We start from the raw sequence: 19,970 nt of genomic DNA, 5'->3' as shown, positions 1-19,970 counted from the left end.
GCTGTTGTCGGGATCATGGCTGCTTGGCTCCAGGTCCCGATGCCCCCGGCCCCGATGCCGGTCCGGTCTGCCCCTTCTGGTCGCCTTCGCTGCTGCTCCTCTTGGCGCGGTGCTCGCCGTCCTTGCCCTGTCCGTCCTTTTGCCCGTCCTTGGCCTGCCCATCCTTCTTCTGGCCGTCCGGGCCGCGCGTGCGCTTGCGCGGGGCGAGATCGGCCGACGGTGTCTGGTCATCGCGGCCGACGACCACCTTGGACCCGTCGGACAGATTGGCAAAGCCCGTCGTGACGACCTTGTCGGTCGGCGACAAGCCGCTGGCAATGACGGCGTCATGCTCGTTCTGCTGGGTCACGGTCACCGGCTTGGCGGAGACGACATTGTCCTCGCCGATGACGTAGCTGAAGGTGCCGATCGGTCCGCGCTGCACCGCCGATGTCGGCACCACCAGCGCCTGCATCAAGGTCTCGACCTTGAGGCGGACATTGACGAACTGGCCCGGCCAGAGCTGGTAATTGGCGTTGGGGAATTCCGCCTTGAGCTTGAGCGTGCCGGTGGTCTGGTCGACCTGGTTGTCGATGCCGGTCAGCTTGCCGGTGTCGATCACGGTGATGCCGTCATTGCCGAACACGTCGACCGCGAGCGTGCCCTTCGACGCCGCTGCGTTGACGCGCATGATCTGCTGCTGCGGCAGGCTGAACCACACCGCGATCGGCTGCAATTGCGTGATCACCAGGAGGCCCGTGGCGTCGGCGGCGTGGATGATGTTGCCCTGGTCGACCTGCCGCAGGCCGGCGCGGCCGGAGAGCGGCGCCACGATCTTGGTGTAGCTCAACGTCGCCGCCGCATTGTCGATCGCGGCCTGGTCGGCTTTGACCAGCGCCTCGGTCTGCGCGACCGCGGCGCGCTGGGTGTCGGCCTGTTGTTTGGAGCCCGCGTTGGAGGCAGCTAACTGCTCGTAGCGCGTAAGGTCGATGCGCTGGTTGGCGAGCTGCGCCTCGTCCTGCGCTTTCTTGGCGACGGCCTGATCATACGTCGCCTGGTAGAGCGCGGGATCGATCTCGCCGAGCACGTCACCCTTCTTGACGTCCTGGCCCTCGGTGAATTTCACGGCGATCAGCTTGCCGTCGACCTGCGAGCGCACGGTCACTGTGTTGAGCGCGCGGATCGCACCCACGCCGTCGAGATAGACCGGCACGTCCTCGATGCGGGGCGTCGCCGCCAGCACCGGCACCGGCAGATCGGGCCGCTGGTTGCGGCCATTCGCCTGCTGCGGCTGCTGGTGCCAGACGGTCCAGCCGAAATAGCCGAGCCCGCCAAGGATGGCGAGCGTGATCAGGGTCATGACGAAGCCGCGGCCGCGCGATTTCTTCGCCGTCCCTTCTTTCGCGCCTTCCTTCGTATCCGGCTTAAAGAGCATTGACCGGTTTCTCCATTCGCGGCTCCCAGCCGCCGCCGAGCGCCTGATACAGGCTGACGATGGCGAGAAGCCGTGCGAGTTGGGCCTGCCACAACGCATCTTCGGCCTGAAATAGTGTCTGCTGGACGTTCAGCACAGTCACGATGTCGGCCGTGCCGGCGCGCAATTGCTGCTCGGCGAGATCGAAGGCGCGCTTCGACGAGGTAACGACATCGCGCTGCAATTGTAGCTTGATCGTGGTCTGCTTGATCGAATACAGCGCGTTGTCGACGTCCGCAAACGACTGGATGATGGTCTTGCGGTAGGTCTGGAGCAACTCGTCCTGCCGCGCCTTGGCGAATTCGAAATTGCCGAGGATCTTGCCGCCGTCGAAGATCGGCTGCGTGGCGCTGCCGACGAGCTGGAAGAAGGCCGCATGCGGCTGGAACAGCGAGACCAGCGCCGAGCTCTGATAGCCGCCATTGCCGGTGAGCTGGATCGTCGGAAAGAACTGCGCGCGGGCATTGCCGATGTTCGCGGTCGCCGAGGCGAGCTGTGCCTCCTGGCGGCGGATGTCGGGCCGCTGCGTCAAAAGCTCCGACGGCAGGCCGGGCGTGACGCGCGGGATGGCGATCTTGTTCAGCGAGCCGCCGAGCACGCGGACGCTCTCCGGCGGCCGCGATACCAGCACGGCGAGTGCGTTGACGTTCTGGTCGAGCGTCTGGCGCAGCGGCGGCACCAGCGCCTTCTGGTTGGCGACCACGCTCTCCTGCTGGGCGACGTCGAGATCGGTCCCGGTGCCGGCCTTGCGGCGCTCGCGAATGGCATCAAGGATCCGCTGCGCGCTGGCGATGTTGCTCTGGGCGGTGCGCAGCCGGTCCTGCGAGGCCAGCACCTGGAAATAGGCGTTGGCAACGCCTGCCAGCGTCGTGAGCGCGACGACGTCGCGATCGAACCGGTTGGCATTCGCCGTCTCTTCCGCCGTTTGCAGCGCATCGCGGTTCTGGCCCCAGAAGTCGAGCTGGTAGCTCGCGCTCAGCGACGCCGAATAGTTGACGACCTCGCGGCCGCCGATGGACAGGCCCGAGGCGCTCGAACCCGAGGTGCGTGAATAGGTTTCCGATCCGCCGCCCGACAGGCTCGGCAGCAGCGCCGCGCCCGCCTGCCGCGCCTGGGCGTCGGCCTGGACGATGCGCGCGACGGCGGCGGCGATGTCGAGATTGACGGTCTGCGCCTCCTCCATCAGTTGCGTCAGTTCCGCGGAGCGAAAGCCGCGCCACCAATCCAGCGACGGCGGCGCATCCGGCTTGCCCGCGTATTTGTACTGCGTGGGAACATCGAGTGCGGGATCGGGCAAATCCTGCGTCAGCACGCAGGCGCCTGAACTGGCGGCAAGGCACGCCACGGCAGCCCATCGCGCCGCGCGCGACGTCCGGAACGTAAGGCCGGGAGATCGCCTCATGGCGACCGCAGGACCATCCTGTGTCACATCCACCCCCCGCCGGGCAGATAGATCCGCCACCGCAGAGCCGGATTAACCGATTCGTGGCGGGACGGCCGGGGGCGTTTATGTAACTCGTTCACAGCCGTGATGCTTTCTGCGGAACCTGAAGTTCATACTAGCGGGGCGCGGAACAGGGGGACAGTCCCGCACCTGCGAAATGCGGCCTCGAATGCGTCGATGCCGAACTCACGCAAATACAAAATATGCCTGTGTCACAGGGCTATTTTGTATTCCAACCTCGGCCCGGGGCGCATTCAAGCTTACCAAGATTTCATGTGATATTGCCGCCACGCCTACGCCAGGGCTACCGGTCCCGCCAGGCGCTCCACCGAAACCTGCACCGCGGCGCACCGCAGCTTCCCCGGCCTTGGCTGAGCGCACTATGATCGGGTGCTGGCCCGCAATTGCGCTGTGCACACGGCGGTGGACTGCCGGAGGTACCCCGCCAGCCCCTTGGCGACCGGCGCAGCGCGCACCTATATCATGCGTATGATTCGACGCTGACCGTTTGCGGGGCGCCCTCGGGTCCAGCGATATGAGGCGTATGGGGGCGCCTGGCTCGCGGTCGGACAGTATCCGTTCAGGTGATGGATCTGCCGATGTCGCATACCATCTCGGTGACGTCAGACACCATAGACACAGTGCTCGCCGATCTGCCGCGCATCGTTCGGCTCGCACTCAGTTTTGGCGCGCGGCTGCGGCGAGGAACGCTCGACGTCACCCTGCCCGACGGACGCGTGATCCGTCTCGGCGGCCAGGAGCCGGGCCCGAATGCGGCGATGCGACTGCACAATTATGGCTTCGCGTCGCGCCTCATCAACAGCGGCGACATCGGCATCGCGGAAGCCTATCTCGCCGGCGACTGGGATACGCCGGACCTGACGCAATTCCTCTACCTGTTCTGCGTCAATCACGATCTGATCCAGGCCATGCTGAACGACAAGCCGCTGATGCGGTTCGTCCAGCTGCTGCAGCACTGGTTCAACCGCAACACCCGCCGTCAGGCGCGGCGCAACATCCATGCCCATTACGACATCGGCAACGCGTTCTATTCGGCGTGGCTCGATCCCGGCATGACCTATTCCTCGGCGCTGTTCGAGGAGAGCACCTCCGATCTCACGGCAGCCCAGACCAACAAATACCGCCGGCTCGCCGAGGCGCTCGACCTGAAGCCCGACCAGACGCTGCTCGAGATCGGCTGCGGCTGGGGCGGCTTCGCCGAGTTCGCCGCAAAGACCTTCGGCACGCGCGTGGTGGGCCTCACGATCTCGACCGAGCAGCGCGATTTTGCGCAGAAGCGCATTCACGAGGCGGGCCTTGCTGACAAGGTCGAGATCCGTCTTCAGGATTATCGCGACGAATGCGACCGCTACGACCGCATCGCCTCGATCGAGATGATCGAGGCCGTCGGCGAGCAGTTCTGGCCGAAATATTTCGCTCAGTTGCGGGACCGGCTGCTGCCCGGCGGCCTCGCCGGCATCCAGGCGATCACCATCCAGGACAGGCTGTTCCAGAGCTACCGGCGCGAGGTGGACTTCATCCAGCGCTACGTCTTTCCCGGCGGCATGCTGCCCTCGCCCGCCGTGCTCAAGTCGCTCGGCGACAGGTTCGGCCTACCCGTCATACGCGAACGCATCTTCGGGCAAGATTATGCCAAGACGCTGGCCACCTGGCGGAATAACTTCCAGACGGCCTGGCCGGGCCTCGTGCCGCTCGGCTTCGACGACCGGTTCCGGCGGCTGTGGGAGTATTACCTGTCCTATTGCGAGGCCGGATTCCTGTCCGGGAATATTGACGTCCGGCAAGTCATCTTCGCAAAGCAGCAATAAGGGTTTGCGGGGTCAGCTTGCAAGGGTCGCTTGTAAGGCCCGCCACCCTACTTTAGGGTCGCGCCCACCCTATGAACCAGCCGGTAATTGCCTGACATGACCATCAAAAATGACGTTGTCGAAGCCATCGGCAACACCCCGCTCATCAAGCTCAAGCGCGCCTCCGAACTGACCGGCTGCACCATTCTGGGCAAGGCCGAGTTCATGAATCCGGGCCAGTCGGTGAAGGACCGCGCCGGCAAATGGATGATCCTGGAGGCCGAGAAGCGCGGCGAGCTCAAGCGGAGCGGTCTCGTGGTGGAGGCGACCGCCGGCAACACCGGCATCGGCCTCGCGGTCGTGGCGAGCGCGCGCGGCTACCGCACGCTGATCGTGATCCCGGAGACGCAGAGCCAGGAGAAGAAGGATTTTCTGAAGCTGTGCGGCGCCGAGCTGATCGAGGTGCCGGCCCTGCCCTATGCCAATCCCAACAATTATCAGCATGTCGGCCGCCGGCTCGCCGACGAGCTGCGCAAGACCGAGCCCAATGGCGTGCTGTTCGCAGACCAGTGGAACAACCTCGACAATGCGAAGGCGCACTACGAGTCGACGGGCCCCGAGATCTGGGAGCAGACCGGCGGCAAGGTCGACGGCTTCGTCTGCTCGGTCGGCAGCGGCGGCACGCTCGCCGGCGTCAGCCGCTATCTGAAAGAGAAGAACAAGGACGTCCGGATCGCCTGCGCCGATCCGCATGGTGCCGGCATGTTCGAATATTTCCGGAGCGGCGACGCCAAGGCGACGCCGGGCGGCTCGATCACGGAAGGTATCGGCCTCAACCGTGCGACCGCAATCGTCGAGAGCGCGAAGGTGGATGACGCCTATCTCGTTCCCGATGCAGAAGCCGTCACGGTGATCTACGAGTTGCTCCAGCACGAAGGCCTGTGCCTCGGCGGTTCCACCGGCATCAACATCGCCGGCGCGATACGACTCGCGAAACAGCTCGGGCCCGGCAAGACCATCGTCACCGTGCTCTGCGATTCCGGCAGCCGCTATCAGTCGAAGCTGTTCAACGCCGACTTCATGCGCGCCAAGAACCTGCCGGTGCCGGAATGGCTGGAGAAGCGCAGCAACATCAAGCCGCCGTTCGTCTAGGCCGGGAGGGTTGCGGCCGTTGGCCCTATTAAGCGCGGCGGTCGTCGCTCGGCCAGAACAGCAGCGCCAGCGTCAGCACGAGACGAAGCCCGGCTCAAGTCGAGCCGAGCCGCGGTGCCGTAGGGTGGGCAAAGCGTAAGCGTGCCCACCATGCCTGCCGGAGATTGCCGAGGGATGGTGGGCACGGCGCTAAGGCGCCTTTGCCCACCCTACGAGGTCAGCGCAAGATCACCGCAAGATCTGGCTCAAAAACAGCTTCGTCCGCGCGTGCTGGGGAGCGGCGAAGAACTCGTTCGGCGTATTAGCCTCGATGATCTGGCCGGCGTCCATGAACACGACGCGGTTGGCGACCTCGCGGGCGAAGCCCATTTCGTGGGTGACAACCAGCATGGTCATGCCCTCCTCGGCGAGGTCGACCATGGTGTCGAGCACTTCCTTGACCATTTCGGGGTCGAGCGCCGAGGTCGGCTCGTCGAACAGCATCACCTTGGGGTTCATCGTCAGCGCGCGTGCGATCGCGACGCGCTGCTGCTGGCCGCCGGACATCTGTCCCGGAAACTTGTTGGCCTGATGCGGGATCTTGACCCGCTCCAGGAATTTCATCGCGTTGACCTCGGCGTCCCTCTTCGGGATATTGCGCACCCAGATCGGCGCCAGCGTGCAGTTCTCCAGCACGGTCAGATGCGGGAACAGGTTGAAGCTCTGGAACACCATGCCGACCTCGCGGCGGACCGCATCAACGTGCTTCAGGTTCGGCCCGAGCTCGATGCCGTCGACGACGATCTCGCCCTCCTGGAATTCCTCGAGCGCGTTGATGCAGCGGATCAACGTCGACTTGCCCGAGCCTGAGGGGCCGCAGATCACGATGCGCTCGCCCTTCTTGACCTCGAGGTCGATGTCGCGCAGCACGTGGAACTCGCCGTACCATTTGTTGAGGCCGGAAATCTTGACGATGGGGTCGGACATGATGACCTCGATCAGTTGCGACGGTGAGCGTTGAGGCGGTGCTCGACGAAGAGCGAGTAGCGCGACATTCCAAAGCAGAAGATGAAGTAGATGATCCCGGCGAAGGCAAAGCCGGTGAACGCGGTCGACGGCGTCGACCATTTCGGATCCGAGAACGACGCCCTGAGCGAGCCCAGCAGGTCGAACAGCGCCACGATCGAGACCAGCGACGTGTCCTTGAACAGCGAGATGAAGCTGTTGACGAGGTTCGGAATGACGTGGCGCAGCGCCTGCGGCAGCACGATCAGCGAGGTCGTCTTCCACCAGGACAGGCCCAGAGCGGCCGCCGCTTCGCCCTGCCCGCGCGGGATCGCGGCCAACCCGCCGCGGACGTTCTCGGCCTGATAGGCGCCCGTGAACAGCGAAATGCCGATCAGCGCGCGCACCAGACCGTCGACCGTGAAATTGCCCGGCAGGAACAAAGGCAGCATGTAGGTCGCGAAGAACAGCACGGTGATCAGCGGCACGCCGCGCCAGAACTCGATGAAGGCGATCGAGAATATCCGGATTAGCGGAATGGTCGAGCGGCGGCCGAGCGCCAGCGCGATGCCGATCGGCAGCGAGGTGACGATGCCGGTCACGGAGACCACCAGCGTCACCAGGAGCCCGCCCCACAGATTCGTGGTCACGACCGGCAGGCCGCCGTGATCGAGCCCCATCAGCTTGATCACGACCGCGATCGCGATGAAGGTGCCGATGCTGGATGTCAGCGCCCGGCCGCCGGTGCGAACGCCGCCACCGACGACGAAGGCGATCAGGGAGACGACCGCCGCCGTGATGGCGAAATCGGCCCAGACCGACTGGCCCGTTCCCTGGAGCTGGTCACGCAGCCAGGTCAGCGGAAAGATCAGCCAGTAGATCGCGGTGCCGACCAGCACGATGAGATTGCCGGCCAGCCAGAAGAGCGGTGCGATGGCTGAGGTCTTGGCGAGACTGAGCAGAGCCTGCCCGGCGCCGATGATGCTGTCGTCGAACAATTGCAGCAGGCCGGCCGTCCAGCTCAGGCCGAACCCGGTGATGCCGCCGCCGTGCAGCAGAAAGAACGCCACCACGGGAAAGGCGAAGAAGAAGAGACTTGCGTTCAGTCCTTTCGCCGGCAGGCGCGGAATGAGCAGCGGCAGCAGCAGAGCCGCCGCCAGGATCAGCGAGAGGTTGACCCGCCAGCGCTCGGCCTCGGGATAGAAGCCGTAGATCAGTTGCGGCAGCTTGGCCTGGATGAAGGGCCAGCAGGCGCCGACCGTAAAGCCGGCATTCTCGGTCAGGCACGCCGTGCGATCCTTGCCGGTCCAGACCGCATCGACCATCAGGAACTTGACGGAGGGAATGATGGTGAACCAGAGCAGCAACGCGCCCACGATCGTGAGCAAAATGTTGGTCGGCGAATTGAACAGGCGGGTCCGCACGAGGCCAATGAATCCCGTGGTCTTCACCGGCGCAGGCCGCTCAGTGAGCAGGTCCTGGCGGACGTAGGCGGACGAGGTGATGTCGCTCATGCGCCCAGGCTCCGGCTGACGCGCCAACCGTAGACGCTCATGACGGCGCTCGTGAGCAGCGAGATCAGGAGGTAGACGCCCATCGTCATGGCAATGATCTCGATCGCCTGCCCGGTTTGGCTCAGCGACGTGCCGGCGAACACCGACACCAGGTCAGGATAGCCGATCGCGACCGCGAGCGAGGAATTCTTGGTGAGGTTGAGGTACTGGTTGGTCAGCGGTGGAACGATGACGCGCATCGCCTGCGGCACGACGATCAGGCGGAGCGTGGTGCCGCGGCTCAGGCCGAGCGAGGATCCCGCTTCCATCTGACCGGAGTGGACGGACAGGATGCCGGCGCGCACGATCTCGGCGATGAAGGCCGCGGTATAGGTCGACAGCGCCAGCGTCAGCGCCACGAATTCCGGGATGATCCGCGAGCCGCCAGCGAAATTGAAGCCCTTGAGCTGCGGCACCTCGAAGGTGAAGGGCACACCGGATACCAGCATGGTGGCGAGCGGCAGCCCGAACAGCAGGCCCAGCACATAGGGCCAGATCCGGATCATCTGACCGCGCTGAAATAGCGCCCGCCGCGCATAGAAGCGCAAAACCAGCGAAGCGACAATGCCGAGGACCAGCATCGCCAGGAATGGCTCGAAGCCGCCCTCACCGATCGGGCGCGGAATGACGAGCCCACGGTTGCTGATGAAGGCGATGCCCAGCAGCGAAATGCTCTGCCGCGGATTGGGCAAGGCCGCGAGAACCGCCAGGTACCAGAACAGGATCTGGAACAGCACCGGCAGATTTCGGCAGATCTCGACATAGATCTCGCCGACGCGCGACAACAGCCAGTTGGGCGACAGCCGGCACAGCGCGACGATGAAGCCGATCACGGTGGCGAAGAAGATGCCCACCACAGAGACCACGAGCGTGTTCAAAAGCCCGACCACGAACACGCGCAGGAATGTGTCCGAGCCGGTGTAGGAGATCAGGGTCTGGTTGACGTCGAAGCCGGCATTGTTCCGGAGGAAGCCGAAGCCGGCGGCAATGTGCTGGTTTTCGAGGTTCGTCCGGGCGTTGGAAACGATCTCATAGCCAATCCAGCCCAGGATCGCCGCGAAGGCAAACTGGACGGCGACGCCGTTCCAGCCTGCCTTGCCGCCCAGAACGCGCCTGATCTTCAGCGCGATCTGGGCCGGCGGTTTTCGAGCCTCGGTGCTCATCGCCGCGGATCAGGCGGGATCAGCGGATCGGCGGCGCGTACTGAAGACCGCCCTTATTCCAGAGATTGTTGAGGCCACGGCTGATGCCGAGCGGCGAACCGGCGCCGACGTTGCGATCGAACACCTCGCCGTAATTGCCGGTGGCCTTCACGATCCGCACCACCCAGTCCTTGGTCAGGCCGAGCTGTTCGCCGAAATTGCCGTCGCTGCCGAGCACGCGCTTGAGCTCCGGATTTTCCAGTTTCGCCTTCTCGTCGACGTTCTTCGAGGTCACGCCCAGCTCTTCGGCGGTAACCATGGCGAACAGCGTCCATTTCACGATGTCGAACCACTGGTCGTCGCCGTGACGCACCATCGGCCCGAGCGGCTCCTTCGAGATGATTTCGGGGAGCACCATATGGTCGTTGGGATTGGCAAGCTTGAGGCGGTTGGCGTACAGGCCCGACTGGTCGGTGGTGAAGACGTCGCAGCGCCCGGCTTCATAGGCCTTGACGGTCTCGTCGTTGGTGCCGAACGCGATCACCTCGTACTTCATGTTGTTGGCCTTGAAGTAGTCGGCGAGGTTCTGCTCGGTGGTGGTGCCGGTCTGGACGCAGACCGAGGCGCTGTTGAGCTCGAGCGCCGAATTCACCTTGAGCGACTTCTTCACCATGAAGCCCTGCCCGTCATAATAGGTCACGCCGGTGAAGTTGGCGCCGAGCGAGGTGTCGCGCGAGATGGTCCAGGTGGTGTTGCGCGAGAGCACGTCGATTTCGCCGGATTGCAGCGCCGTGAAACGATCCTTGGCGGACAACGGCACGTACTTGACCTTGGTCGGATCGTTGAAGATCGCGCCTGCGATCGCGCGGCAGAGGTCGACGTCAAGCCCGGTCCAGTTACCCTTGTCGTCGGGCGAGGAGAAGCCGGGCAGGCCTTGGCTGACGCCGCAGGACAGCATGCCCCGGTCCTTGATGGTCTTGAGCGTTTGCGCATCGGCGGCCTGGGCGGAGAGGCCGGCGGCGACAGCGAGAGTGAGAGCCAGGGTTACGCGTTTCATGGGCTGAAGGCCTTTCAAAGTCGTCTCAAGGTCAGGAATGGCGTCTTTGGGATCGTCTCCGCCAGGGCTAGCCGCATCAAGACTAGCCTTGCAAGAGTCATGCTGGAAAACCTTGCCGAACACTCGCCCATCCCGGGAGGCCATACCTTAATCCCCGCCGCAGGCGTCCGCCGTTATGGCTGTGACGCAAGGTCCGGTCAGACGATGGATCGAAGGTCGCGGCAGCCCCTCAACATGCGGCGACTGAATAGCACCCGCGCATCTCAGAACGACTGGCGAGCCGGGTCAAGGGGTTGACGGGACTCTTCTGTGTTCTGTTATTAACGGCAGCGGCCTTCGGCCGGCCCACGGGCGCGGCGCGCCCGGTGGAAACGCGCTTTTTGAAAGCAGACGCATGGATTCCTCGCATCCCGCCCAACAGCATGCCGAAACCCGGCTGGTGACCTCCGGCCGCGACACCAAGGCGCAGAAGGGGTTCGTCAATCCGCCGGTGTTTCACGGTTCGACCGTGCTCTATCCGACCGCCGAGGACCTGCACGCCCATCGCGGCGAGTTCCAGTACGGCCGCCACGGCACCCCCACCACCAGGGCGTTCCAGGAGACGCTGATGGCACTGGAGGGGCCGCAATGCGCCGGCGTCGGCATCGTGCCGTCAGGCCTGTCGGCGATCTCCACCACCCTGCTCTCGGTGCTGAAGACCGGCGACCATCTGCTCGTCTGCGACAACGTCTATCGGCCCTCGCGCAATTTCTGCAACGGCATGCTCGCGCGCCTTGGCATCGAGACCAGCTATTTCGATCCGCTGATCGGCGCGGGCATCGACAAGCTGTTCAAGCCCAACACCCGCGCGGTGCTGGTGGAGGCGCCCGGCTCGCAGTCGTTCGAGATGCCGGACATCCGCGCCATCGCCGAGGTCGCGCATGCGCGCGATGCGCTCGTCATCGACGACAACACCTGGGCGACGCCGCTCTATCATCGCTCGCTCGACCAGGGCGTCGATATCAGCATGCAGGCCGCCACCAAATATATCGGCGGCCATTCCGACATCATGTTCGGCACCATCTCGGCCAACGCCATGGCCTGGCCGCAGATCGCCGAAGGCATCCGCCTGCTCGGCGTCTGCGCCGGCCCTGACGACGTCTTCCTCGCGCTGCGCGGCCTGCGCACGCTGTCGGTACGATTGGCGCAGCATCATCGCTCGGGGCTCGACATGGCGCGCTGGCTCGCGGCCCGACCCGAGGTCGCGCGCGTGCTGCATCCGGCGCTCGAAACCGATCCCGGCCATGCAATCTGGAAGCGCGATTTCACCGGCGCGTCGGGCCTGTTCAGCATCGTGTTGAAGCCCGCGCCGCAGAAGGCGGTCGACACCATGCTCGACACGCTCAAGCTGTTCGGCATGGGCTTCTCCTGGGGCGGCTTCGAGAGCCTCGTGATTCCCTTCGATTGCGACGCCTATCGCACCGCCACGAAGTGGTCGCCGGGCGGCCCGACCCTGCGACTGCACATCGGCCTCGAAAGCGTCGACGATCTCAAGTCCGATCTCGATCGCGGCTTCGCTGCCCTCAAGGCGGCAATGTGAGCCTGCTCACAAGGCATCGCGCCTCGGGACGCGGCAATCGCGCGCCGCGGGAACGCGCAACCGCCGCAAACGTTAACGCGGATGCGCCAACAAAGGGTTTGAACCGCTGACGTTTGGCGCTAGCCTCACCAATCGACTCCAATCCGGACGCGGAGCATGGGAACGTTGGTTCTGCTCGATCTGATGGGCGGCGTGGCGCTGTTGCTGTGGGGCCTGCACATGGTCCACAGCGGGATTCTGCGCGCCTTCGGCCCGGACCTGCGGCGGCTGCTCGGCAAGGCGCTCGGCAACCGATTCAACGCGTTCGCCGCCGGGCTAGGCCTCACCGCGCTGCTCCAGAGCAGCACGGCGACGGCGCTGATCACCAGCTCATTCGCGGCAGAAGGCCTCGTCAGCCTGGCCGCCGCGCTCGCCATCATGCTGGGAGCCAATGTCGGCACGACGCTGATCGTGCAGGTGCTGTCGTTCAACATCGCAGCCGTTGCGCCTGTCCTGTTCGTGCTCGGGCTCGTCGCCTTCCGCTCCGGCCCACGGTCGCGGATCAAGGATATCGGGCGCGTCTTCATCGGCCTCGGCCTGATGCTGCTGTCGCTGCACATCCTGCTCGACACGCTGGCTCCGGCGGAGAACGCGCCGAGTGTTCGCGTCATGATGTCGGCGATCACGGGCGATCCCGTGCTCTGCATCGTCATCGCCGCGCTCGTCACCTGGGCGGTGCATTCGAGCGTCGCCAGCGTGCTGCTGATCATGTCGCTGGCCTATTCGCAGTTCATCACGCCTTACGCGGCCCTCGCGCTGGTGTTGGGGGCCAATCTCGGCAGCGCCATCAATCCCATGTTCGAGGGCGCCCGGCGCGACGATCCCGCGAGCTACCGCCTGCCGCTCGGCAATCTCGCCAACCGCGTGATCGGGATCGCGCTGGTGCTGCCGTTCCTGAGTGGGATCGCCGAGCACATGCACGCCTGGCAGCCCGATCTCGCCAGGATGACGGCGGCCTTCCACATCGCCTTCAACGTGGGCACCGCCGTCATCTTCATCGGCCTGCTCGACATCATGTCCCGGCTCCTGATCCGGCTGCTGCCTGATCGCGTCCGGGAAGACGATCCGGCCCGGCCGCGCTATCTCGACGAGAGCGCGCTGGAGACGCCGTCACTGGCGCTCGCCGACGCCGCGCGCGAGACCTTGCGCATGGGCGATCTCGTCGAGGTCATGCTGCGCAAGGTGATGGCGGCGATGATGACCGGCGACCGCGCGCTGGTCGACCAGGTCACGAAGATGGACAATGTCGTCGACAGCCTCGACGAAGCCATCAAGCTCTATGTGACGAAGCTGATGCGGGGCAGCCTCGACGAGAGCGAGGGGCGGCGCGCGATGGAGATCATCTCCTTCGCCATCAACCTCGAGCATATCGGCGACATCATCGACAAGAGCCTGAGCGAGCTCGCGACCAAGAAGATCAAGCGCCGCTTCCAGTTCTCGGTCGAGGGCGCCGAGGAGCTGGCCGCCTTCCACAAGCGCACGATGGACTCGCTGCGGATCGCCTTCGGCGTCTTCATGTCGGGCGATGCCAACGAAGCGCGCAAGCTGCTGGTGGAGAAGACCACGCTGAAGAACACCGAGCTCGCCGCCGTAGAGCGTCATCTCGACCGCCTGCGCGAGGGCCGCCCCGAGACCATCGAGACCACCTCGCTACATCTGGACGTGCTGCGCGACCTGCGCCGCATCCACTCGCATATCTGCTCGGTCGCCTATCCCGTGCTCGATGCCGCCGGCGAGCCTTATCGCAGGAGCGAGGCGGATGCCGCCCTGCCCGCCTCCGGCGCGGCGTCGGCGTTACCGCGCTAGCGGCGCGTCTCAGCGTTCCAGCGTCCTCGAGGCGCGGCCGCGGTTCTTGATGATCAGCATGATGTTGCGGATATAGATGATGGTCGCGAGCGCCTGTCCGAGGATGATGACGGGCTCGCGCTTCACGACGCCGTAGACCAGCGTCATCAGCCCGCCGCCCATCGAGCAGAACCAGAACGCCATCGGCACCACGCTGTTGCCGGCCCGCTCGCTCGCGATCCACTGCACCAGGAAGCGTGCGGTGAAGAACAGCTGCGCGACGAGGCCGAACGCCAGCCAGAAATCGAACTTGGCGACGAAGACGTCGTAGAGATAGTTATTCAACGCCTGACCGTATTGGATGATCATGCCTTCACCTCAGTCACATCTGGTGTCGGCTTCTTGCGGCGGATGAGCCACCACACGCCGACGAGATCCATGATGCCGATCCACAGCCGGTCGAAGAAACCATAGTTTGACACGCCGGAACGGCGCGGCCGGTCGATCACGTCGACATAGGCGATCTCGTAGCCCTCGCGGCGCACCAGCGCCGGCAGGAAGCGATGCAGCCCGTCGAAATAGGGCATCATCAGGAACACGTCGCGCCGGAACGCCTTCAGGCCGCAACCGGTATCGCGCGTTCCGTCCTTCAGGATAGCATTGCGGACGCCGTTCGCCACGCGCGACTGGAATTTCTTGAAGCCGGTATCCTTGCGTCCGACACGCTGACCGGCCGCGAGACCGACGCGCCCCGCCCCCTTCTCGACCGCCGCGATCAGGTCCGGCAGGAAGGCGGGATTGTTCTGCCCGTCGCCGTCGAGCGTCGCCACGATCGCGCCGCGCGCTGCGCGCACGCCGCTGCGCACTGCTGCCGACTGGCCGCCTGATCTGGCATGGCGAAGCTGCCGGAGATTGTCCCGCTGCTGCATGATCGCGCCGAGCCGTTCGCCGGTCGCGTCCGTCGAGCCGTCATTGACGTAGATGATTTCATAGGCCCAGCGGCCGTCGAGCGCCGCGCCGATCTCCTCGATCAGCGGCGCGATGTTGTCGGCTTCGTTGCGCACGGGAACGACGATGGAAACCGAAGGCTGGGACGACGACAAATCGAAAGCTCGTGGTTGGAATTGGCCTGCCCCGGGGAACCGGCGGTCCCGGCAGGCAGCCGCTTTTATGGGGCGGATGCCTCGTGGGCAACCCTTTTGAGACGGCCCGAGACCGCCCCTGCAAGAGGCACAATGGTGCCGTCGGCGCGGATGGCAAAGCCGAGCCTCCGGGCCGCGAACCAGTAGCGCACTGCCATGGCGCCGACCATGCCGACCAGAGCGCCGGCGACGACGTCGCTCGGATGATGCGCGAGCAGCACCAGCCGGGTCAGCAGGATCACGATTGCGTAAGTGAACATGAACACGCGCAGGCGCGGCCACAGCGCCGAGACCGCAAACGCGAGCGCAAACGCCGTCACCGCATGACCCGACGGCAGGCTGGCATAAGCCCCCGTTCCCTCGAACGGGATGAAGTTGAACGGATCGGCCTTGCCGCTCACGAACGGACGTCCGCGACCGATGAGATATTTCAGGATCTCGGCAACGAACACGGACAGGGCGACAGACAGAAACATGAACTGCAGCCGCGTACCGAGGCCGAGCAGCAGCCCACGACGGGTGCCGTGCAATCCCGCTGCAACGAGCGCCAGGAGCACCAGCGTCCCCCCGAGCACCGAGAGCACATACTCGTCCTTGCCGAAATCGGTGAGGATGCGGATCGGCCACAGGCTCGGCGCGCCGCGCGCTGGCATCAGCTGGATCTCGGTCTGATCGAACGCGAGCATCAGCACGATAATCAAGGCCGCACCGGCCGCGCTGAGCCACAGCGAATGCCGCGCCAGCTTTCGCGCGGCTTCGGCGCGGCATGAATGCGAAGGCGTACGGACGAGCTGCGCCAGGGCACGGCCCGACACCGCGAGCAATTGCGCGGGATAGCCCGGGCGCGGCGTGATGTCGGCTGGCGCCGGCATCTACTCAGTGCCTTCCGAGCGGAAGATCGAGATCGAGATCGCGCGCCCTTGCGAGAAATTATAGCCGTCGATGCGGGTACCTACCTTGTAGCGCAGCCCGATCGCCTCGGCCCGCTGCACGAAGCTGCGCTCCGAGCGCTGCTCGATCAGCGCGAAGCGACAGCTCCCCTGCCGCAGGAAATCCGCCGCGCCCGAGCCGTCGGTGAGCAGCGTCTGCGTGCCCGTCAGGAACACGAGGCTCGGCTCGTGATAGCCGGCAGCGGCTGCCTTCGGCCCGACGCAGGTGACGTTGCGAAGCGCGCGTGCGATCTCGATGCTCGGAAACAGCGGGGTCAGCGACGGCAGCACGATGCCGTAGACCACGACCGCGAGCATCAGGGCTGCGACCAGCGCGTTGAGCAGCGAGCGCTCGGCGCGGTTGGTGTCGAACAGCCACCAGGCGAACAGACCGAAGATGAGCGAGGCCGCAATGAACGGCCAGGCCACGAACGCCGGTTGCCGGGTCAGCATGACCGCGCCGACCACGGCGATGATCGAGGCGGCAGCGGGAATCGCGAACCACCAGGCCGAGCCGCGCGCAAGCCACGAGCGCGACAGCACGTTGCGCTCCAGCGCACCGACGGTGAGGATCGCGATCGCCGGATACAGCGGCAGCACGTAATGCGGCAGCTTGGTCAGCACCGCCTCGAACACGATCCAGGACGGAATCAGCCAGGCCAGCAGGAACTGCGCCCCGGGCTCGCGCCGGGCCCGCCAGACCGCCGGCGCCGCCATCGCCGCAAGCGGCGCGCCGGGCCAGAATGTGATCCAGAACAGCGCCAGATACAGTCCGGGCGGCGCGCCATGGGATTCCTGGGCGCCGATTTTGCTCAGCATGTCGCCGCCGACGGAATCGGCGAAGAAGGCATCACCCGCGCGCCAGAAGATCGCGACGAACCAGGGCAGCACCAGCACCAGCATCCACATCAGGCCCCAGAGCGGACGCAGCTTCCATAGCCACGAGGCATCGCGGTCCTGGATCGCGAGCGCGACGATGGTCAGGCCTGCGAACATCAGGATCAGCGGGCCCTTGATCAGGATGCCGACCGCGAGCGCGGTCCAGAAGATCGCGGGCCAGCTCCAGGGCGGATGCGTCTCATCCTCTGCGCGCTGCCACGACAGATAGGCGCGCGACATCGCGCCCATCGCGGCGGTCACGCAGAACAGCAGCATCGCATCGGTTTTCGCGAGGCGTGCTTCGACGCCGAGCAGCACCGAGGCGCACATCAGGAGCGCGGCGAGCACCGCGGCGCGCCGCGTGACGAAGCCGAGCGCGGCCCAATAGGTCATGAGCACGGCGCCGATTGCGCCGATCAGTGACGGCAGCCGGTACACCCAGATCCGCAATTCGGCCTTCGGCAGCTTGAGCGCGGATGCGGCTTCAACCGCGGCCGACTGCAACCAGTAGATGCCGACTGGCTTCTTGTAGCGGACGTCTTCCTGGAAGCGGATGTCGACATAATCGCCGCTCTCGACCATCTGCTTGGTGGCCTGCGCAAAGCGCGCCTCGTCGCGGTCAACGGGCGGAATCGTGAAGAAGCCCGGCAGGAATAACAGCAGCGCACACAGCAGCAGGAAGCCGACCGCGCGGGCGTGACTGGCCGTGGCGTAGTCCAGCATAAGCACGAGCCGGCTGCCCGGATTCACGGGCGCTTTCGGCTCGCGGGGTGCTCCAAAACGGGGGCTGGGATAGGTCTCGGCCATTGGTTCCGCTTACGCTGAAACCGTCATTCGGACAACCGGTTAAGGCGGGGTCATTGAATTCGAATGACAACTGTGTCCGCGGCGCCAGTGGCGTCGATCACGGTGAGCCGCGCAAAGCCCGGACCGGGCGGATCGATCAGGCGCTGGCGGCGCCCGTCGATCTCGCCGAGTGATGTTCCATTAACCATGATGGTCATGGGAAGGACGCCGCCAGCGACCTTCACCGGCATGGCTGCGCTCCCCTCGCCGCCGGAACGGTCGACATCGATCCGCGAGCCGTTCAGCGGGAACTGGATGTGCAGCGCCTGCTCGCTGCCGGTCCGCACCAGGTCCCCGACCGGGCGGAACCGCTTCAGCGGCAATGGCAACTTGGCGTTGCTGGCGACCAGAGTTCCCTTTGGCGGCTTCGGCAACGGGGCCAGCGTCTTGCCGGTGCGGGCGAAGGCATCGAACAGGATCGGGGCTGCGGCCACGCGGCCGATCAGGCCGGGAACCGGCGCGCCGTCGGGCCGGCCGACCCAGACGCCGATGGTCATGCGGCCGTCGAAGCCGACCGACCAGGCGTCGCGATAGCCGTAGGAGGTGCCGGTCTTGAACGCGATGCGGTTATGGGCGGCGTTTTCGGGCGGCGGCGTGCCCAGAAGCACGTTGCCGACCTGCCAGGCCGCGACCTGGTCCAGCAGCCGCAGCGGTTCCCGATCGTCCCGGCCGGTCATGAGGTCGCGCAACGGCATGGTGGTGCCGAGCCGGGCGAAACCCGTATAGAGCTGGGTGAGGTCCTGCAGTGTCACACCAACGCCGCCGAGTCCCATCGCGAGCCCCGGTGCCTCGTCCTTGGGCAGGACCAGATTGCCACCGGCCTGCCGCAGCCGCGACGACAGCCGGCTGGCGCCGACGCGGTCGAGCAGCACGATCGCCGGCACGTTCAGCGACAATTGCAGCGCCTTCTTCACCGGCACCGTGCCCTGAAACGTCATGTCGAAATTTTCCGGCGCGTAGGAGCCGAAGCGGACGGGCCGGTCGTCGATCAGACTGTCGGGGTGGACGAAGCCGTCCTCGAAGGCGAGCCCGTAGATGAAGGGTTTTAGCGTCGACCCCGGTGAACGGACGGCGCGGGTCATGTCGACCTGCCCCGCCCGGCTCTCGTCGAAATAATCGGCCGAACCGACGCGGGCAAGCACGTCGCCACTCTCATTGTCGACCACGATGATGCCGACCGAGATGTTGGGCCCGAGCGCAATGGCACGGTCGCGCGCCAGCGGCTCCAGCACCTTCTGCAGATTGGCATCGAGCGTCAGCTTGATGACCGGCGTATCCTTGACCGTCGACAGCGCCGTGTCGGAGGCGTGCGGCGCGAGGATCGGCATCGGCTTGCGCAGTTTTGGCACGGGCACGGCCTTGGCCTGCTTCGCGTCCTCAAGGCTGACCACATGCTCCTCGACCATGCGGTCCAGCACGCGGTCGCGCGCCTTGCGTGCGGCCTCGGGATAGCGATCGAGCCGGCGCGTCTCCGGCGATTGCGGCAGCGCCACCAGCAGCGCGGCCTCGGCCAGCGAGAGCCGCTTCGGCTCCTTGCCGAGATAGGCGATCGAGGCCGAGCGGATGCCTTCGAGATTGCCGCCGTAGGGCGCGAGCGCGAGATAGAGGTCGAGGATCTCGGCCTTGCTCATGCTGCGCTCGATCTCGATCGCCCGCACGATCTGCCGCAGCTTGGCATAGAGCGAGCGTTGCCGCCGCGGCTCCATCAGCCGCGCCAGCTGCATCGAGATGGTCGAGCCGCCCGAGACGATGTGGCCGCGCGTCGAGAGCTGCAGCGCGGCGCGCCCCAGCGCGAGCGGATCGAGGCCGTTATGCGCGTAGAAGCGCTGGTCCTCATAGGCGAGCAGCAGTTTGAGATAGGTCGGATCGACATTGGCCTTGGCATCGACCGGCAGCCGCCAGCGGCCGTCGGCCATGGCATAAGCGCGCAGCAGCTTTCCGTTGCGATCGACGACCGTGGTGGAGACCTGGCGCGCCTCGTCGAGCGGCAGCGGGCCGAGCGCGTAGACCCAGGCGACGAAGCCGATGATGGTGAGGATCAGCGTGAGCGCGAGGCCCGAGAGGACGCGAAAGCCCCTGCCCCTTGCCCCGTCATGGCCGGGCTTGTCCCGGCCATCCACGTTCTTGGCCGCGGCACCAACGTCCGTGGATGCCCGGGACAAGCCCGGGCATGACGAC

Annotated in this window: 15 protein-coding genes; 4 read left to right on the top strand and 11 right to left on the bottom strand. The window is 65.5% G+C overall.

What is annotated here, in order from left to right; all coding sequences use genetic code 11:
- Nucleotides 1-13 precede the first annotated feature (13 nt).
- Together AC1DW2_RS15595 and AC1DW2_RS15590 are read right to left on the bottom strand one after the other, a co-directional pair.
- Nucleotides 14-1,414, bottom strand: a complete 1,401-nt coding sequence (locus tag AC1DW2_RS15595; RefSeq protein ID WP_477006499.1) for an efflux RND transporter periplasmic adaptor subunit — start codon at nt 1,412-1,414, stop codon at nt 14-16.
- Entirely contained in the window at nt 1,404-2,855 is a 1,452-nt protein-coding gene (locus tag AC1DW2_RS15590) for an efflux transporter outer membrane subunit (RefSeq protein ID WP_175618078.1), read from the bottom strand. The genes AC1DW2_RS15595 and AC1DW2_RS15590 overlap by 11 nt, the downstream gene beginning before the upstream one ends.
- Before the next feature lie 641 nt (nt 2,856-3,496).
- On the opposite strand from AC1DW2_RS15590, the gene AC1DW2_RS15585 reads away from it, so the two are divergent.
- On the top strand, nt 3,497-4,726 hold the full coding sequence (locus AC1DW2_RS15585) for an SAM-dependent methyltransferase (RefSeq protein ID WP_085401477.1): 1,230 nt from the start codon (nt 3,497-3,499) through the stop codon (nt 4,724-4,726).
- Between the two features lie 96 nt (nt 4,727-4,822).
- Nucleotides 4,823-5,857 carry a cysteine synthase A gene (locus AC1DW2_RS15580; RefSeq protein WP_477006498.1) on the top strand — a complete coding sequence of 345 codons (1,035 nt, stop codon included), beginning with the start codon at nt 4,823-4,825 and terminating at the stop codon, nt 5,855-5,857.
- Nucleotides 5,858-6,085: 228 nt separating this feature from the next.
- Here AC1DW2_RS15580 and AC1DW2_RS15575 read toward each other — a convergent pair whose 3' ends face one another.
- Genes AC1DW2_RS15575 through AC1DW2_RS15560 form a run of 4 tightly spaced genes read right to left on the bottom strand, consistent with a single transcriptional unit; the run spans nt 6,086 to nt 10,593 of the window.
- Nucleotides 6,086-6,823, bottom strand: coding sequence for an amino acid ABC transporter ATP-binding protein (locus AC1DW2_RS15575; protein WP_063983419.1), 738 nt, complete (start codon nt 6,821-6,823; stop codon nt 6,086-6,088).
- Nucleotides 6,824-6,834: 11 nt separating this feature from the next.
- Nucleotides 6,835-8,355, bottom strand: coding sequence for an amino acid ABC transporter permease (locus AC1DW2_RS15570; protein WP_477006497.1), 1,521 nt, complete (start codon nt 8,353-8,355; stop codon nt 6,835-6,837).
- Entirely contained in the window at nt 8,352-9,557 is a 1,206-nt protein-coding gene (locus AC1DW2_RS15565; protein WP_477006496.1) for an amino acid ABC transporter permease, read from the bottom strand. Before AC1DW2_RS15565 ends, AC1DW2_RS15570 begins: the two co-directional genes overlap by 4 nt.
- Nucleotides 9,558-9,576: 19 nt before the next feature.
- Nucleotides 9,577-10,593 carry an amino acid ABC transporter substrate-binding protein gene (locus tag AC1DW2_RS15560; RefSeq protein WP_085401451.1) on the bottom strand — a complete coding sequence of 339 codons (1,017 nt, stop codon included), beginning with the start codon at nt 10,591-10,593 and terminating at the stop codon, nt 9,577-9,579.
- Between the two features lie 394 nt (nt 10,594-10,987).
- Here AC1DW2_RS15560 and metC point away from each other — a divergent pair, with 394 nt between their 5' ends.
- Nucleotides 10,988-12,172: a cystathionine beta-lyase gene (gene metC, locus AC1DW2_RS15555; RefSeq protein WP_477006495.1), complete on the top strand. Its 1,185-nt coding sequence runs from the start codon at nt 10,988-10,990 to the stop codon at nt 12,170-12,172.
- A 156-nt stretch (nt 12,173-12,328) separates the two neighbouring features.
- Complete coding sequence (locus tag AC1DW2_RS15550) at nt 12,329-14,017, top strand: Na/Pi cotransporter family protein (RefSeq protein WP_477006494.1); 1,689 nt, start codon at nt 12,329-12,331, stop codon at nt 14,015-14,017.
- A gap of 9 nt (nt 14,018-14,026) precedes the next feature.
- Here AC1DW2_RS15550 and AC1DW2_RS15545 read toward each other — a convergent pair whose 3' ends face one another.
- The 5 genes from AC1DW2_RS15545 to pbpC form a co-directional block, all read right to left on the bottom strand.
- Nucleotides 14,027-14,365 carry a lipid-A-disaccharide synthase N-terminal domain-containing protein gene (locus AC1DW2_RS15545; protein ID WP_071914138.1) on the bottom strand — a complete coding sequence of 113 codons (339 nt, stop codon included), beginning with the start codon at nt 14,363-14,365 and terminating at the stop codon, nt 14,027-14,029.
- The gene (locus tag AC1DW2_RS15540) at nt 14,362-15,099 is read right to left on the bottom strand and encodes a glycosyltransferase family 2 protein (RefSeq protein ID WP_354075493.1); all 738 of its coding nucleotides are present in this window, start codon (nt 15,097-15,099) and stop codon (nt 14,362-14,364) included. Before AC1DW2_RS15540 ends, AC1DW2_RS15545 begins: the two co-directional genes overlap by 4 nt.
- A 65-nt stretch (nt 15,100-15,164) precedes the next feature.
- A complete protein-coding gene (locus AC1DW2_RS15535; protein WP_477006493.1) occupies nt 15,165-16,010 on the bottom strand; it encodes a phosphatase PAP2 family protein in 846 nt (281 codons plus the stop codon).
- Complete coding sequence (locus AC1DW2_RS15530) at nt 16,011-17,753, bottom strand: ArnT family glycosyltransferase (protein WP_028151725.1); 1,743 nt, start codon at nt 17,751-17,753, stop codon at nt 16,011-16,013.
- 50 nt (nt 17,754-17,803) lie between these two features.
- Complete coding sequence (gene pbpC / locus AC1DW2_RS15525) at nt 17,804-19,912, bottom strand: penicillin-binding protein 1C (RefSeq protein ID WP_477006492.1); 2,109 nt, start codon at nt 19,910-19,912, stop codon at nt 17,804-17,806.
- Between the last annotated feature and the right edge of the window lie 58 nt (nt 19,913-19,970).

The organism is Bradyrhizobium sp. P3_C3 (assembly GCF_056402655.1).
Note: the sequence above shows the minus strand (reverse complement) of the source record. Positions and strands in the feature narration are given on the sequence as shown.

What these genes read in the sequence shown, in the direction of transcription:
- AC1DW2_RS15575 (WP_063983419.1), bottom strand. Translation starts at nt 6,823, where the DNA reads ATGTCCGACCCCATCGTCAAGATTTCCGGCCTCAACAAATGGTACGGC.
- metC (WP_477006495.1), top strand. Translation starts at nt 10,988, where the DNA reads ATGGATTCCTCGCATCCCGCCCAACAGCATGCCGAAACCCGGCTGGTG.
- AC1DW2_RS15560 (WP_085401451.1), bottom strand. Translation starts at nt 10,593, where the DNA reads ATGAAACGCGTAACCCTGGCTCTCACTCTCGCTGTCGCCGCCGGCCTC.
- AC1DW2_RS15530 (WP_028151725.1), bottom strand. Translation starts at nt 17,753, where the DNA reads ATGGCCGAGACCTATCCCAGCCCCCGTTTTGGAGCACCCCGCGAGCCG.
- AC1DW2_RS15570 (WP_477006497.1), bottom strand. Translation starts at nt 8,355, where the DNA reads ATGAGCGACATCACCTCGTCCGCCTACGTCCGCCAGGACCTGCTCACT.
- AC1DW2_RS15595 (WP_477006499.1), bottom strand. Translation starts at nt 1,414, where the DNA reads ATGCTCTTTAAGCCGGATACGAAGGAAGGCGCGAAAGAAGGGACGGCG.
- AC1DW2_RS15550 (WP_477006494.1), top strand. Translation starts at nt 12,329, where the DNA reads ATGGGAACGTTGGTTCTGCTCGATCTGATGGGCGGCGTGGCGCTGTTG.
- AC1DW2_RS15580 (WP_477006498.1), top strand. Translation starts at nt 4,823, where the DNA reads ATGACCATCAAAAATGACGTTGTCGAAGCCATCGGCAACACCCCGCTC.
- AC1DW2_RS15535 (WP_477006493.1), bottom strand. Translation starts at nt 16,010, where the DNA reads ATGCCGGCGCCAGCCGACATCACGCCGCGCCCGGGCTATCCCGCGCAA.
- AC1DW2_RS15590 (WP_175618078.1), bottom strand. Translation starts at nt 2,855, where the DNA reads ATGAGGCGATCTCCCGGCCTTACGTTCCGGACGTCGCGCGCGGCGCGA.
- AC1DW2_RS15565 (WP_477006496.1), bottom strand. Translation starts at nt 9,557, where the DNA reads ATGAGCACCGAGGCTCGAAAACCGCCGGCCCAGATCGCGCTGAAGATC.
- AC1DW2_RS15545 (WP_071914138.1), bottom strand. Translation starts at nt 14,365, where the DNA reads ATGATCATCCAATACGGTCAGGCGTTGAATAACTATCTCTACGACGTC.
- AC1DW2_RS15585 (WP_085401477.1), top strand. Translation starts at nt 3,497, where the DNA reads ATGTCGCATACCATCTCGGTGACGTCAGACACCATAGACACAGTGCTC.